The sequence below is a fragment of the Ruegeria sp. AD6 genome, from assembly GCF_056542325.1.
The window spans coordinates 40,871-53,362 of sequence record NZ_JBQFZQ010000012.1 but is presented as its reverse complement, the minus strand read 5'-3'; the positions used below and the strand labels follow the sequence as shown (position 1 = coordinate 53,362).

Annotated in this window: 11 protein-coding genes, 1 other RNA gene and 1 riboswitch; of the genes, 6 read left to right on the top strand and 6 right to left on the bottom strand. The window is 60.9% G+C overall.

The features are described 5' to 3' along the window. Positions 1 to 101 precede the first annotated feature (101 nt). Both ACR0KJ_RS17965 and ACR0KJ_RS17960 read right to left on the bottom strand, forming a co-directional pair. Positions 102 to 971, bottom strand: a complete 870-nt coding sequence (locus ACR0KJ_RS17965; RefSeq protein WP_170624537.1) for a TauD/TfdA family dioxygenase — start codon at positions 969 to 971, stop codon at positions 102 to 104. Between the two features lie 31 nt (positions 972 to 1,002). After that, on the bottom strand, positions 1,003 to 2,760 hold the full coding sequence (locus ACR0KJ_RS17960) for a DNA polymerase III subunit gamma/tau (protein WP_480627322.1): 1,758 nt from the start codon (positions 2,758 to 2,760) through the stop codon (positions 1,003 to 1,005). Between the two features lie 173 nt (positions 2,761 to 2,933). On the opposite strand from ACR0KJ_RS17960, the gene ACR0KJ_RS17955 reads away from it, so the two are divergent. After that, complete coding sequence (locus tag ACR0KJ_RS17955) at positions 2,934 to 3,446, top strand: protein-tyrosine phosphatase family protein (protein ID WP_480627321.1); 513 nt, start codon at positions 2,934 to 2,936, stop codon at positions 3,444 to 3,446. On the opposite strand, the gene ACR0KJ_RS17950 is transcribed toward ACR0KJ_RS17955, so the two are convergent. Further along, the gene (locus ACR0KJ_RS17950; protein ID WP_480627320.1) at positions 3,438 to 3,845 is read right to left on the bottom strand and encodes a hypothetical protein; all 408 of its coding nucleotides are present in this window, start codon (positions 3,843 to 3,845) and stop codon (positions 3,438 to 3,440) included. The two genes, ACR0KJ_RS17955 and ACR0KJ_RS17950, sit on opposite strands and share 9 nt — an antisense overlap. An 87-nt stretch (positions 3,846 to 3,932) precedes the next feature. Beyond that, positions 3,933 to 4,153: riboswitch (cobalamin riboswitch) on the bottom strand. A gap of 158 nt (positions 4,154 to 4,311) precedes the next feature. Between ACR0KJ_RS17950 and ACR0KJ_RS17945 the strand changes: the two genes are divergently transcribed. Beyond that, a complete protein-coding gene (locus ACR0KJ_RS17945; RefSeq protein WP_480627319.1) occupies positions 4,312 to 5,169 on the top strand; it encodes an alpha/beta hydrolase family protein in 858 nt (285 codons plus the stop codon). A 29-nt stretch (positions 5,170 to 5,198) separates the two neighbouring features. On the opposite strand, the gene ffs is transcribed toward ACR0KJ_RS17945, so the two are convergent. Continuing rightward, an RNA gene (gene ffs / locus ACR0KJ_RS17940) (signal recognition particle sRNA small type) lies at positions 5,199 to 5,297 on the bottom strand. A gap of 39 nt (positions 5,298 to 5,336) precedes the next feature. Beyond that, complete coding sequence (locus tag ACR0KJ_RS17935; protein ID WP_480627318.1) at positions 5,337 to 7,169, bottom strand: bifunctional 2',3'-cyclic-nucleotide 2'-phosphodiesterase/3'-nucleotidase; 1,833 nt, start codon at positions 7,167 to 7,169, stop codon at positions 5,337 to 5,339. A 227-nt stretch (positions 7,170 to 7,396) separates the two neighbouring features. Here ACR0KJ_RS17935 and nudC point away from each other — a divergent pair, with 227 nt between their 5' ends. Both nudC and ACR0KJ_RS17925 read left to right on the top strand, forming a co-directional pair. After that, positions 7,397 to 8,380 (top strand): NAD(+) diphosphatase, encoded by a 984-nt coding sequence (gene nudC, locus ACR0KJ_RS17930; RefSeq protein ID WP_480627324.1) that lies wholly within the window; start codon positions 7,397 to 7,399, stop codon positions 8,378 to 8,380. Positions 8,381 to 8,413: 33 nt separating this feature from the next. After that, positions 8,414 to 8,881, top strand: a complete 468-nt coding sequence (locus ACR0KJ_RS17925) for an SRPBCC family protein (protein WP_480627317.1) — start codon at positions 8,414 to 8,416, stop codon at positions 8,879 to 8,881. Between the two features lie 60 nt (positions 8,882 to 8,941). On the opposite strand, the gene ACR0KJ_RS17920 is transcribed toward ACR0KJ_RS17925, so the two are convergent. Beyond that, positions 8,942 to 9,775, bottom strand: coding sequence for a prephenate dehydratase (locus ACR0KJ_RS17920; RefSeq protein WP_170455103.1), 834 nt, complete (start codon positions 9,773 to 9,775; stop codon positions 8,942 to 8,944). Positions 9,776 to 9,895: 120 nt separating this feature from the next. Between ACR0KJ_RS17920 and ACR0KJ_RS17915 the strand changes: the two genes are divergently transcribed. After that, positions 9,896 to 10,411: a c-type cytochrome gene (locus ACR0KJ_RS17915; protein WP_170624701.1), complete on the top strand. Its 516-nt coding sequence runs from the start codon at positions 9,896 to 9,898 to the stop codon at positions 10,409 to 10,411. A gap of 170 nt (positions 10,412 to 10,581) precedes the next feature. Next, positions 10,582 to 12,492, top strand: coding sequence for an extracellular solute-binding protein (locus ACR0KJ_RS17910; RefSeq protein ID WP_480627316.1), 1,911 nt, complete (start codon positions 10,582 to 10,584; stop codon positions 12,490 to 12,492).

Here is a 12,492-nt window from a genome sequence, read left to right as displayed (position 1 = left end):
CGCGCGGGCCTTGCCCGCGCGCTGCCGGGCCCAAGGCCGCTCAGGGGCATCGGCGTCAGCCGATGGCCCGTGGCGGGCGCGGGAGTGTTCCGGGAATCGGATCACACCATGCGAACGCGGTTCAGCCCGTCCGTTTCGGTTACGGAACAGCAGATCGACCGCAACGTGCGCGGATGGTTGTAATCCCAAGGCCGCCCACGGTGCAGCGTCGCCCGCTCGTCCCAGATCAGGACGTCGCCCGCGGTCCATTGATGCGAATAGACATATTCGGGCCGGGTGCAAAAGGCGATGGCCTCGTCCAGAATGGCCTGGCTTTCCTTGTGCCCCAGCCCTTCGATGGCGAAGGCGTGGGATGCTATGAACAGGGCCTCTTCGCCCGTCACGGGGTTCGGCCAGATTGCCCGCCAGGGCCGATCGGGCCAGCGGGTCATCCGGGGCAGGGCTGCCAGATCGGCATCGATTTTCATGCGGGAATGCGACAGCCTGTGCCAGATGATGGCGTCTTGCAGCGGTTCTTTCAGGTGGCCGGGCATCTCGGCCCAGGCAGCGCGTGTCGAGGCAAGTTCCGTCTCGCCGCCGCTGGGTGGGACCACGAGGGCGGTCAGAATATTGATCAGTGCAGGGGTAGGCAGGAATGTGCTGTCTGTGTGCCACAGCATATTGGCCTGCAAATCCAGCAGGCGCAGATCGTCGCGGGCGCGCAAGCCGTCCTCTGTCTGATTGGACAGTTCAGACACCTGAAACTCCACATCGCGCCCCGCCGCCATCTGTTCCCGGTTTTCCAGCGGCCCAAACAGTTCGCCCAGACGCATGTGATCGTCATCCGAGATGCTCTGCCCCGAAAAAAGCAGGGCGGAATGCGTTTCGAAGGCGTGCCGGATCTGGGGGTAGAGGTTATCCTGCGTGACCTCGCGCAGGTCGACGTCATGAACAATCAGGCCGAATTTGGGGTGCAGCGGGGTTGTGCGCATCAGGCTCCTCGGTCATGGGGCGGGGGTCGAGTTAATCCTCTTCGAACGGGTCCCATTCATCCTCGACCTCTGGCAGGGCTTCGGTTTCGACCTGTGCCGCGCGTTGTTCAGGGGTTTCTATTCTGGTGATCTTGGCCTTTGGAAAATGTGCCAGCACGGCCTGAACCAGCGGGTGTTCCGAGGCTTCTTCTTTCAGCGCCAGTTCCGCCCTGTCGCGAATCTCGGCAATCGTCGGCGCGTCGCCATCGGACACAATCGACACGGCCCAGCGATTGCCTGTCCACCGCTGCAGGGCCGAGCCCAACCGTGGGGCCAGATCCGTCGGGGCTTGCGGCGCAGGCGTAAACTCGATGCGTCCCGGCTGATAGGAAACCAGCCGCACGCCATTTTCGACCTCGACCAACAGTTTCACATCACGGTTGACGCGGATCAGTTCGACAACGTGATCGAAACTGGGATAGCGCGCCAAAGCGGCCTGCGTGTCCTGGGCCAGCGCCGCGACCGGAGCACCCCCTGCCCCGCGAGGCGCAGGCGCATAGGTCGGTGCTGCGCGCGCTTCAACCGGTGCCGTGCCGTTACCGTGGATCGGCATACCGCCGCCCGGTCCGCCATTTGGTGGCGCAGGTGTATCCTGCAGACGTTTGATCAGTTCTTCCGGGCTGGGCAGGTCGGCCACATGGGTCAGACGGATCACTGCCATTTCGGCGGCCATCATGGCGTTGGGGGCGGCCGAGACCTCCTCCAGCGCCTTCAACAGCATTTGCCACATGCGGGTCAGTACTCGCATGGGCAGGGCGTCAGCCATCTGCTGGCCACGGGCGCGCTCGTCAGGGGATACTGTCGGATCCTCGGCTGCGTCCGGCGTGATTTTGACGACCGAGACCCAATGGGTGATCTCGGCCAGATCACGCAGCACCGCCAGCGGGTCGGCCCCTTCGGCATATTGCGCGCTAAGCTCGGTCAAGGCCCCGGCGGCATCGCCGCGCAGGATCATATCCATCAGGTCCAGCACCCGGCCACGGTCGGCCAGTCCCAACATGGCGCGGACCTGATTGGCGGTAGTTTCCCCGGCCCCGTGCGAGATCGCCTGATCCAGCAGCGAGGTTGCATCCCGGGCAGACCCCTCGGCCGCGCGGGTGATCAAGGCCAGCGCGTCCTCGGCAATCTCGGCCCCTTCGGCGCTGGCGATCTTTTGCAGCAGGCCGATCATATCCTCGGGCTCGATCCGGCGCAGGTCGAAGCGTTGGCAGCGGGACAGAACCGTCACCGGCACCTTGCGGATTTCGGTGGTGGCGAAGATGAACTTCACATGCTCGGGCGGTTCCTCCAGCGTCTTGAGCAGCGCGTTGAAGGCGCTGGTCGAGAGCATGTGAACCTCGTCGATGATATAGATTTTATAGCGGGCCGAGGCGGCGCGGTAGCGGACGCTGTCGATGATCTCGCGAATATCATTGACGCCGGTACGGCTGGCGGCGTCCATCTCCATCACGTCGACATGGCGGCCTTCCATGATCGCGGTGCAATGTTCGCAGACGCCGCAGGGTTCGGTTGTGGGGCCGCCCGCACCATCGGGGCCGATGCAGTTCATGCCCTTGGCGATGATCCGCGCCGTGGTTGTCTTGCCGGTGCCGCGAATGCCGGTCATGACAAAGGCTTGCGCTATGCGGTCGGCTTCGAACGCATTCTTAAGCGTGCGCACCATGGCATCCTGCCCCACCAGATCAGCAAAGGTTTCCGGACGGTATTTGCGGGCGAGAACCTGATAGGCGGGGCTGTCTGTGTCGGTCATGTCTGCTCTGGCGGATTCGGGACGTCGTCGCAGCGTAGTGGCCGCTGCCGCCCGCGTCCACCGCAGGGTCGGGGAAATTTGGTTTGGAAAGACCCGAGATCGGCGTAAACTGGAATCTCAGTATTTTTGAAGCACATTTTACAAGCAGGCTTGGGTTTGGGAGGAAATCTTTGATGTCGCAACTGGTCGTCTACGCGCTGCAAGTCGGAGGCGGAACACTTGCGCTGACCTCGATGCCGGGACGCGGCGGAGATTACGCGGGCGATCTGGATACTATTGCGGATTGGAAACCCGGTCTTGTGATCTCGATGACCACGGAAGTTGAGATGCTGCAGGACGGGGCCCGGACCTTTGGCAGTGACATTCAGGGCCGCGCCAGCAGATGGGTTCATTTGCCGGTCGAGGATTTTGGCGCCCCGCCGCGCGCCGTTCAGGATCGGTGGGGGTCGGTCAGCGCATCGGCGCGGCAGGCTTTGTCCGGCGGTGGCCGGGTGCTGGTGCATTGCCGGGGTGGGTGCGGGCGATCCGGTATGGTGGTCTTGCGCCTGATGCTGGAATGCGGGGAACCGGCAGACAAGGCGCTGGCCCGGTTGCGGGCCCTGCGCCCCTGCGCGGTGGAAACCGACGAGCAGATGGCATGGGCCACGAATGCGACCCACGCACCTTTGGATGCGCGCTCAGGCTGATACCCGTGCCGGTTCCTGGACTGGTCTTGAAGGTCTCAGGGCCAAGACCTCAAGCATGGCGCAAGGTGTTCTTGGCAAGGCCCCGGACGGAAGGGCCGCGCATGTCTCGTCAAAAATCAGGTCGGCATATGTATCCAGCGTTTGGATCGGCGTGTCCGCCTCGGTCCCGCAGAAGATGCGTATCTGTTCAGGTCCTGCGCGAAAGCGGGCCATGCACCCTTGCGCGCAATGAGTCAGGTCGCTGCTGCCCTCGATTTCGAATCCTTCGCTGGTGACGTGGTCGGCCTTGTTCATTGCCTCGGCCAGCGCGCGCGCCATACGCGCCATTGCGGGGCAGGGCCCGCCTGTGCGTTGGCAAATGGTCGCCACGTATTTGTGGGTTTTTGTCTTCCAGATCATCCTGCGCCCTCCGCGCGGCGGACGGGGGCGTTGGCAGGCGGTTCAGCTATGCGCTGTCAGGACCTGCCCGGACACCCCGCCCGAGTTTCGGTTACGTTGATGATGGCAGGTCTCCTGACTTGCGTGTCGTCGCTTTGCCGACCTTCCCAGCCTTTCGGCCAGTGGCATTCCGGCATCGCTTACCGCTTACAGTTGCGGGGGCAGTCGCGGCCTTGGTTCGTTCCGGTTTGACCGGGCAGAACCGCACCGTGTTCCCTTTTCATCCCGACCCATTGTGTGGATCGGAAACCATCACACAACCGCTAGCGTCTGTTCGCTTGCTGAGTCAAGCGGGGTTTTGGGGGTCACGTCCACATGCCTTGTTTAAGGCGACGTGTGGTCAAGTGGCAGCAGGGTTGACTCGGCTGCGGGTTGTTGTGCCTCTTGGGCAGGTAAACCGATTGGTTCAGAAAGGCCCGCAGGTTCGATGTTGGACACGCAGCAGCACGTGAAGATCGAGGATTTCCAGTTTCCCGCTGGCCCGGCGCAGCTGTCGGCGCGACTGTATCGGCCTTTTACTGATCCCGACACGGTGGTGGTTCTGAACGGGGCGACCGGTGTGCCGCGCGACTACTACCAGCACTTTGCCCGGTGGTTGGCTGCCGAGCGTGGCATGGCCTGCCTGACGTATGACTATCGTGATTTCGGTCACTCTGTTTCCGGCCCCATGCGCGACTCGCAGGTCACGATGTCGGACTGGGCGCTGATCGATATGCCCGCAGCACGGGCCGAGATGCGCCGAAGGTTTCCCGACGCCCGGCAGTGGAGCATTGGTCATTCCGTCGGCGGAATGCTGGGGCCGATTCAGCCGGATATCGACCAGATCGACCGGATGATCTGTGTCTGCTCGGGGTTGGTGACGCTGTCCGATCACCCATGGCCCTATCGGGGGTTGGCCTGGGCGTTCTGGCATGGGCATGTACCGCTGCTTGTGAAAGCCCTGGGGTATCTGCCCGGCAAAGCCATTGGGTTCGGTGCCGATCTGCCGGGCTCTGTCTATTGGCAATGGCGCAGGTGGTGCACCGCACCTTTGAATTATGTGCCTGAGATCGGGCAAAAACTGCCACTGGCGCGCTGGGCGGATCTGGGTGTTCCGGTAGATCTGTTCACCAGCGACGACGATCAGACCGTCCCGCCACAAGCCGTATGGCGTCTGGTGGATCTGTATGGGCCGGACGCGCGGCGGCACCTGTTGTCACCCAAGGAGTTCGGAGTGAAAGAGATCGGCCATATCGGCGCATTTGCCCGCCGGAATTCGGCAATCTGGCCCCGGTTGGTTGCCTGATTGTGCTGATGAGCGGATACGTGGGGGAAAGGTGAGAGGTTGGACATCGACCCAAGCGGGGCTCGTTGTGGCTGCTTCCTTCCGGACCTGACCAGGTTGGCGAGGCGCTCGCCCGCGCCAACCTCTCAGCGCTTGATATAGGGAAGCCTGGGGAAAATGGCAACCCGTCAGAGTGTCAGCCGGATGCGTTCGAACCCCTGCGGGTCCGGGTCCAGAACGATAGGGTCGTAGTTCTGCAATTCGGGCAGGTACTTCAGCGCGCCGGGCCCGGTACTGAGGATTGCCTGAACCCCGGCCTGCGGCGTGAACGAAAACGGATGAACCGCCTGAGACAGCGGGTCGGCGGGCAGGTTCCCGGTCAGATAATCGCGGAGGATTCGCTTGATATCTATTGCGGGCAGGTTGATCGGCTCAGCCGTTTCCACAAACGGGAAATGCCCGCCACCATTGGCGCGGTAATTGTTGAGCGCGACCACAAAATCCTGATTGGGGTCAAGCGTAGACCCGTCAATTCTGGCCTGCCGGATGCGGCGGTGAGAATTGTCGATCAACTGCCCCCGAGCGTCAAACCGGGCCGGGTAGGACAGGTCGATCTGGTAGGTCAGGCCAAATAGAAGGTCGAAATTGTACCCAACCCGACCGGGGTCGATCAGATCGGTCTCGGCGTCGCGACGCAGGGTGTTGAAAAGACCCGCCGACATCTCAAGCCAGTCCAGCACCTGAGCGCCGCTGACCTTCACCGCCCTCAGCTCGTTCGGAAAGACGTAAAGGTCCGCAATGTGGCGCAAACAAACCTCGCCCGCCGGGACATCGGTATAATAGCGCGGCCCGGACCGACCGCCGCATTTATAGGGCGAAACGGCGGACAACATGGGCAAATTGGCCAGTGCAGTGCCGGACAGATAGGGGCGTAGTGCAGCAGCTTGCGCCGAGGCCACCAATGCCAACCCCCGATCAACGGCGCAAAAGCTGAAATAGCTGTGCATCGGTTGTGCGATTCGCGCCACCGGCTCGGCCATCTTGGTGCGGGTTCGGGCGTGCACGGGTGCAAAAAGCCGGACCATGTCGGGATCCTCTGGCGTTTCAGGGGTGGGTTTGTTTTGGCGAAGCGGTCTCAACGCGACCTGCTGGTCGGTGACTTGCCACCCGAGATCGGCAGAGTGGGACAGGTTCAGATCAATCACGCCCAGATGACTTCCTGCAGACCCGGGCATGACAACCGGTTTGCCATGGACCAATCCGGCCTCAGGGTCGACATGGGCCAGCCCCTGATGGTCGTTGCCGGGAAGGGTCAGGTGTGTGTGCCCGGCCACGAGGGCATCAATGCCGTCAATGGCGGCCAACGGGATCACGGCATTCTCCAACCCCGGTACATCCTGAACCTGACCGAGGCCGGAATGGGCCAGCGCGATGACCAGGTCACACCCCGCCGATTTCAGGGTCTGCACGGTGCGTCGCGCCGCTTTCAGACAGTCCGCGATCGTGATGTCATCGCCCAGATGATGCGCTTCCCATTGCGCGGTCTGAGGGGGCAAAACCGACAACACGCCCACGCGGATGGGAATGTCTTGCCCGTTCAGCGAAATCGATCGGTCAAGCACCGCATGGCCCTGCCAGCGTTGCGAAACCCCAGACCGGCGGCGCATATTGCTGCACAGGACGGGACATGGAGCCTGATCAAGAACAGTGTCCAGCACCTCCAGCCCAAAGCCGAAATCGTGATTGCCAAGCCCGACGGCGTCATAGTGCAGGGACGCAAACCCTTGCATCATTGGATGGCCGTCAGGGTCCTGTACCGCCTGATCGCCCAGCGGCGTGCCCTGAAGCGCATCGCCATTGTCGAACAGCAAAACAAGTGCGCCGTCTGCTTCGGTTCGTGCTGCGCGGATCAGACTGGCGGTTCGCGTGAATCCGATCGTGGGGTCCGGCTGATCCGAGTAATAGTCGAAACCGGTCAGATTCATGTGCAGATCAGTTGTCGCGAGAATACGAATATGCACATCCGAACTTTCAGTTTGACCCGGTCTAAAAGGTCCAGTTTTCACTCTTGAATTCTACTATTGGATGCTGGTGCTAAATCAAAATCAACAATTGGTAGACTTAATGCCAATGTTTCCAGGCCTGTGCAAGCATTGCCTCTGGCCGCGCATGGCCCGGCACCGCGAAAGGCCATTGCAACGCCGGGGCAGTCATGGCAGCCCTGTCAGCAAAGCCGAAGGGGCAGGTGATGATAAATGCAGAACAGGTGACTTTCGGTGGCGCGGGTCTGAACCGTGCGGCCCATATTCGGGGCGACGCCGAGAAGTTGTCACAAGCACAAGGCGATCCGGCAGCCAGATGTGTTCTGCTGTGGCGCGGTAAACTGCTGGTGCAGGGTGACAGGCTGGATCGGTTGGCTTTGCAGCCCATGTCTCATCCCCTGATCACACGTGGACCCGGAGGGATTGTTTCTGCCCCGATCTTTCTGGGGCTGGATGCTTCAGATGCCCCTTTGTTTGCGCTGGATATTTCGAACTGGGCCGCCGAAGGGCTGGACCTGACCGGTGTTGGCGCGTTTGTCGACCGGACCGAACAGCAACATCCCGACCTGCCCGAAGGCCATGTCTTTGCCGAGCTGCGCCGGATCATGACCCGCCTGTCGCCCCTTGATGCCGAACTGGCGGCGACGGCCAAGGCGGTAATCGGCTGGCATGAAACGCATAAATTCTGCGCCAAATGCGGCGCGCCCAGTGAAATCTCGCAGGCCGGGTGGCAGCGCAGTTGCCCGACCTGCGGCGCGCAGCATTTTCCGCGTACGGATCCGGTTGTCATTATGCTGATCACCCATGGTGACGCGGTGCTGATGGGCCGCTCGCCCGGCTGGCCCGAGGGGATGTATTCGCTGCTGGCTGGGTTTGTCGAACCGGGCGAAACGCTTGAGGCCGCCGTACGGCGCGAGGTGATGGAGGAGGCAGGCGTGCCGGTCGGTGCGGTCTCGTACCTGTCCAGCCAGCCCTGGCCGTTCCCGGCCTCGCTGATGTTCGGCTGCGCGGGCGAGGCGCTGTCGCGTGACATCGTGATCGATCCGGTCGAGATTGAAGACGCGATGTGGGTCAGCAAAACGGAAATAATGCAGGCTTTCGCAGGCGAGCATCCAACCCTGCTGCCCGCTCGAAAAGGGGCCATCGCGCATTTTCTGTTGCAAAACTGGCTTGCGGACACGCTGGACTAAGGAAAAACTGGACAAAAGGCAGCAAAGGCAGACATGCAGTTTTCAGCGCGCGAAGATATCGAAGCCCCGATCAATTCGGTATTCGAAATGGTTGCCGATTTCGAACGGTTCGAGCGTATGGCCATGCGGCGCGGCATCGATGTTCGGCGCACGACCCAAGACGCCCCGGTCGAGGCCGGGACCACCTGGGAGACCGAGTTCAAACTGCGCGGCAAACCGCGTCAGATGTCGGTGGTGATGACCGATTGCGACCGCCCCGCGCAAATGCGGTTCGAAGCCAACAGCAAAGGTATGAGCGGCATCACCACGGTTGATTTTCTGGCCCTGTCACAACGCAGAACCCGCCTGAGCGTTGAAATGTCGCTCAGCGCCAAATCCCTGCCCGCCCGGCTGTTGCTGCAATCGATGAAGCTGGGTCAGGCCCGGTTCCGCAAACAGTTTCAGATCCGCTTGGGCGAGTTTGCCCGCGAGTTGGAGCAGCGCCACAAGCACGGGGCTTAGGGCGCGGTTCGCGGTTCCGGCGGTCAGAATTCAATTCATCCCGACCGTGACAACCCCGCATCAACCGCGCGGTTGCGCTGCCGGGTAGACGCCCAGGATCTCGACATTGGTTGTAAAGTGCTCAAGCTCGTCCATGGCAAGTTGCACGTTCCGGTCGTCCGGGTGCCCGACGATATCCGCGTAGAACTGCGTCGCCGTGAACGAGCCATCCAGCATGTAGCTTTCCAGCTTGGTCATGTTGATGCCGTTGGTGGCAAAGCCACCCATGGCCTTGTACAACGCGGCCGGGATGTTGCGCACTTGAAATACGAAGCTGGTGATCATCTCATGCGCGCCCCGGCGCGACAGGTCAGCCTGGCGGGACATCAGCAAAAAGCGCGTGGTGTTGTCGCCGTGATCCTCGATATGGCGGGCCAAGACGTTCAGGCCGTAAATCTCTCCGGCCAGTTCGCTGGCCAGCGCGGCGGAATGAATGTCACCGGCCTCGGACACTTCGCGCGCAGCACGTGCGTTATCGGGGCTGACGCGTCCGCGAATGTCGTGTTCGCGCAGGAACCCTGCACATTGGGGCAGCAGCACAAGATGCGAGTGCGCCTCGGTGATGTCTTCCAGTTTTGCACCTGGCACAGCGAGCAGGTTGATATGCACCCGAACAAACGCCTCTTCGATGATATGCAGACCGCTGTGCGGCAACAGCCGGTGAATATCGGCCACCCGCCCGTAGGTCGTGTTTTCCACCGGCAGCATCGCCAGATCAGCCTCGCCCGAGCGGACCGATTCGATCACATCCTCGAAGGTGCGGCAGGGCAGGGCCTCCATTTCCGGGCGCGCGTTGCGGCAGGCCTCGTGACTGTAGGCGCCGGGTTCGCCTTGAAAAGCAATGCGATTGGTCATTTGGTCGATTCCGTGCAACAAGTTCCAGAATTGGGCGTTTCGTCGCGGTGTCTATACCTTGCCTCTCGTCAGGGGAAGCCTTAGACACCTGCACAGACAGCTGAAATGGACACGCGATCAATGTTCGACACGATGACAGTTACCAAGGCCGCAGCAGGCCTGTTCGGCACTTTCCTGGTGCTGCTTCTTGCCAAATGGGGTGGCGACATCCTTTACCATTCGCATGGTGGCCACGGTGATGCGCAGGCCGCATATATCATCGAAACCGAAAGTTCGGGCGAAAGCGCCGACGGCGAAGAGGTGGTATTCGAGGATCTGCTGGCCGCCGCCGACGTCGAAAAAGGCGCAAAAGTCTTCCGCAAGTGCACCGCGTGCCACAAGCTGGAAGATGGCGCAAACGGCACCGGCCCGTACCTGTACGGCGTAGTGGACCGTCCGCTGGGCACGGCCGAGGGCTTTGGCGGCTATTCGGCAGGCATGCTTGCGCATGGCGGCAACTGGACCCCCGAAGCCCTGGACGCGTTCCTGACACGCCCCAGCGACTATATCTCGGGCACGACCATGAGCTTTGCGGGCCTGAAAAAGCCGCAAGAGCGCGCGGATGTGATTGCTTACCTGCAGACCATCGGCAACTGATTGCCCTCACGAATGTGAAAATCCCAAAGCCGTTGCCTTGTGCAGCGGCTTTTTTTGTGCCGAAAATCTTCACAAAGCGTTCACGCATTCTAAACTTGAATCATCCAAGGCTGGCGATTTAGCTAGCCGGACCGACATAGAAGATGACAACGATCCAGAGGACGAGCCATATGAAACCCCTCCTGCCTGCTTCGCGCGAGATGACCGTTCGGCATTGGGGGGCGGTTTTGGGAATGATGGCAGCCACCGCTTTTGGATCGGTAGGAATTGCGCAGGCGAATGACGAGAACATCACGCGCAGCCACGGGTATTCCTACTTTGGAAATCTGGACTATCCGGCCGATTATCCGCATCTGAACTACGTCAATCCGGATGCGCCGAAAGGCGGAGAGTTGTCATTGGCGGCGTCTGGAACATTCGACTCGCTGAACCCTTATTCGCGCAAAGGCCGCAGCGGAGCCTTGACCACCATTCAATATGACCGCCTGTTCGAAAGTGCAGATGACAGCGTGGGTCAGTATTATGGCGTCCTTGCGGAAAGCCTGGAATATGACGAAGGCCGAAACTACGTCATTTTCCACCTTCGGCCCGAGGCGATGTTCTGGGATGGCACGCCGGTTACGGCCGAGGATGTGGTTTACAGCCACCGTTTGTTCATCGAGCAGGGGTTGCCGTCATACGCGCAAGCGGTAGGCCGCATGGTCACGGGGGCCGAGGCGTTGGACGACCACACGGTCAAATTCACGTTTAACCCCGAAGTGACGCGGCGCAGCCTGATCGAAACCGTTGGGGCCACGCCGGTGTTTTCGAAAGCCTGGTTCGAGGCGGATGACTCGCGCCGTTTGGACGAACCCCGCTTGGAAGTGGCCGTTGGATCGGGCCCGTATAAACTGGACAGCTACGACATTAATCGTCGGATCGTGTACAAACGGCGTGACGATTACTGGGGCAAGGATCTGCCATTCAATATTGGGCGAAACAACTTCGACACCATTCGCGTCGAATACTTCGCAGACCAGACCGCAGCCTTCGAAGGCTTCAAGGCCGGTGAATACACGATCCGGATCGAGAGCGACCCCAAGCTCTGGGCGACAAGCTATGATTTCCCCAAACTGACCGAAGGTTCGGTTGTGCAGGATGAGATCGCGGATGGCAGCCCGCCGACCCCGTCTGGTTTTGTGTTCAATCTGGGCAAAACGCAGTTTGCAGACAAAAACGTACGTAAGGCGCTGGCGCTGGCGTTCAATTTCGAATGGGCAAACGAATCCCTGCTGTTCGGTCTGAACTCACCTCGCAGTTCCTTTGTCCAAGGCACGCCGTTGGAGGCGCAGGATGTTCCCACAGGGGATGAACTGGCGTTTCTGGAAACGCTGGGGGATGTCGTACCTGCGGACTTTTTGTCCGAACCGGCGATCATGGCGCATGAATCCAATTCGGCGCGGCTGAACGACCGTCGCAATCTGCGCAAGGCGTCCAAGATGCTGGACGAAGCGGGATGGCCGGTTGGCGATGGCAACCTGCGCCGAAACGCCGAGGGGCAGACCCTGAAGGTAAATATCCCTTACCCATCGAATTTGCCCACATCGACAGCTACGATGATCGAAACCTATGTGCAGAACCTTCAGGCGCTGGGCGTTGATGCGTCGGCAGAAAAGGTCGATCCGGCCCAATACACCCTGCGCAGCCGGGAACGCGACTATGACATGGTGTATTCGACCCGGTATGGCACGTTCCTCTCGACCGGCGGCGGCTTGCTGCAGATGTACGGGTCCGAGGAAGCGGCCTTTAGCTTGTTCAACCCTGCGGGACTGGCAAGCCCGCTGGTTGATGCAATCATCAACGCGTCATTCGAGACGGACAATCAGGCAGATCAGGACACAGCCCTTATGGCGCTGGATCGGGCACTGCGGTATGAGTTCTTCGTAATCCCCGTGGGATATATCGCGGACTACTGGACGGCCTATTACGACATGTATGAATACCCGGAAAACCTGCCACCTTACTCGCTTGGTCATCTGGATTTGTGGTGGATCAACCCCGAGAAAGAAGCCGCGCTGAAAGCGAAAGGCGCGCTGCGTTAA

Excerpts from the sequence above, each read along its gene's own strand:
- ACR0KJ_RS17965 (WP_170624537.1), bottom strand. The coding sequence starts at position 971 with ATGCGCACAACCCCGCTGCACCCCAAATTCGGCCTGATTGTTCATGAC.
- ACR0KJ_RS17960 (WP_480627322.1), bottom strand. The coding sequence starts at position 2,760 with ATGACCGACACAGACAGCCCCGCCTATCAGGTTCTCGCCCGCAAATAC.
- ACR0KJ_RS17955 (WP_480627321.1), top strand. The coding sequence starts at position 2,934 with ATGTCGCAACTGGTCGTCTACGCGCTGCAAGTCGGAGGCGGAACACTT.
- ACR0KJ_RS17950 (WP_480627320.1), bottom strand. The coding sequence starts at position 3,845 with ATGATCTGGAAGACAAAAACCCACAAATACGTGGCGACCATTTGCCAA.
- ACR0KJ_RS17945 (WP_480627319.1), top strand. The coding sequence starts at position 4,312 with ATGTTGGACACGCAGCAGCACGTGAAGATCGAGGATTTCCAGTTTCCC.
- nudC (WP_480627324.1), top strand. The coding sequence starts at position 7,397 with ATGATAAATGCAGAACAGGTGACTTTCGGTGGCGCGGGTCTGAACCGT.
- ACR0KJ_RS17925 (WP_480627317.1), top strand. The coding sequence starts at position 8,414 with ATGCAGTTTTCAGCGCGCGAAGATATCGAAGCCCCGATCAATTCGGTA.
- ACR0KJ_RS17920 (WP_170455103.1), bottom strand. The coding sequence starts at position 9,775 with ATGACCAATCGCATTGCTTTTCAAGGCGAACCCGGCGCCTACAGTCAC.
- ACR0KJ_RS17915 (WP_170624701.1), top strand. The coding sequence starts at position 9,896 with ATGTTCGACACGATGACAGTTACCAAGGCCGCAGCAGGCCTGTTCGGC.
- ACR0KJ_RS17910 (WP_480627316.1), top strand. The coding sequence starts at position 10,582 with ATGAAACCCCTCCTGCCTGCTTCGCGCGAGATGACCGTTCGGCATTGG.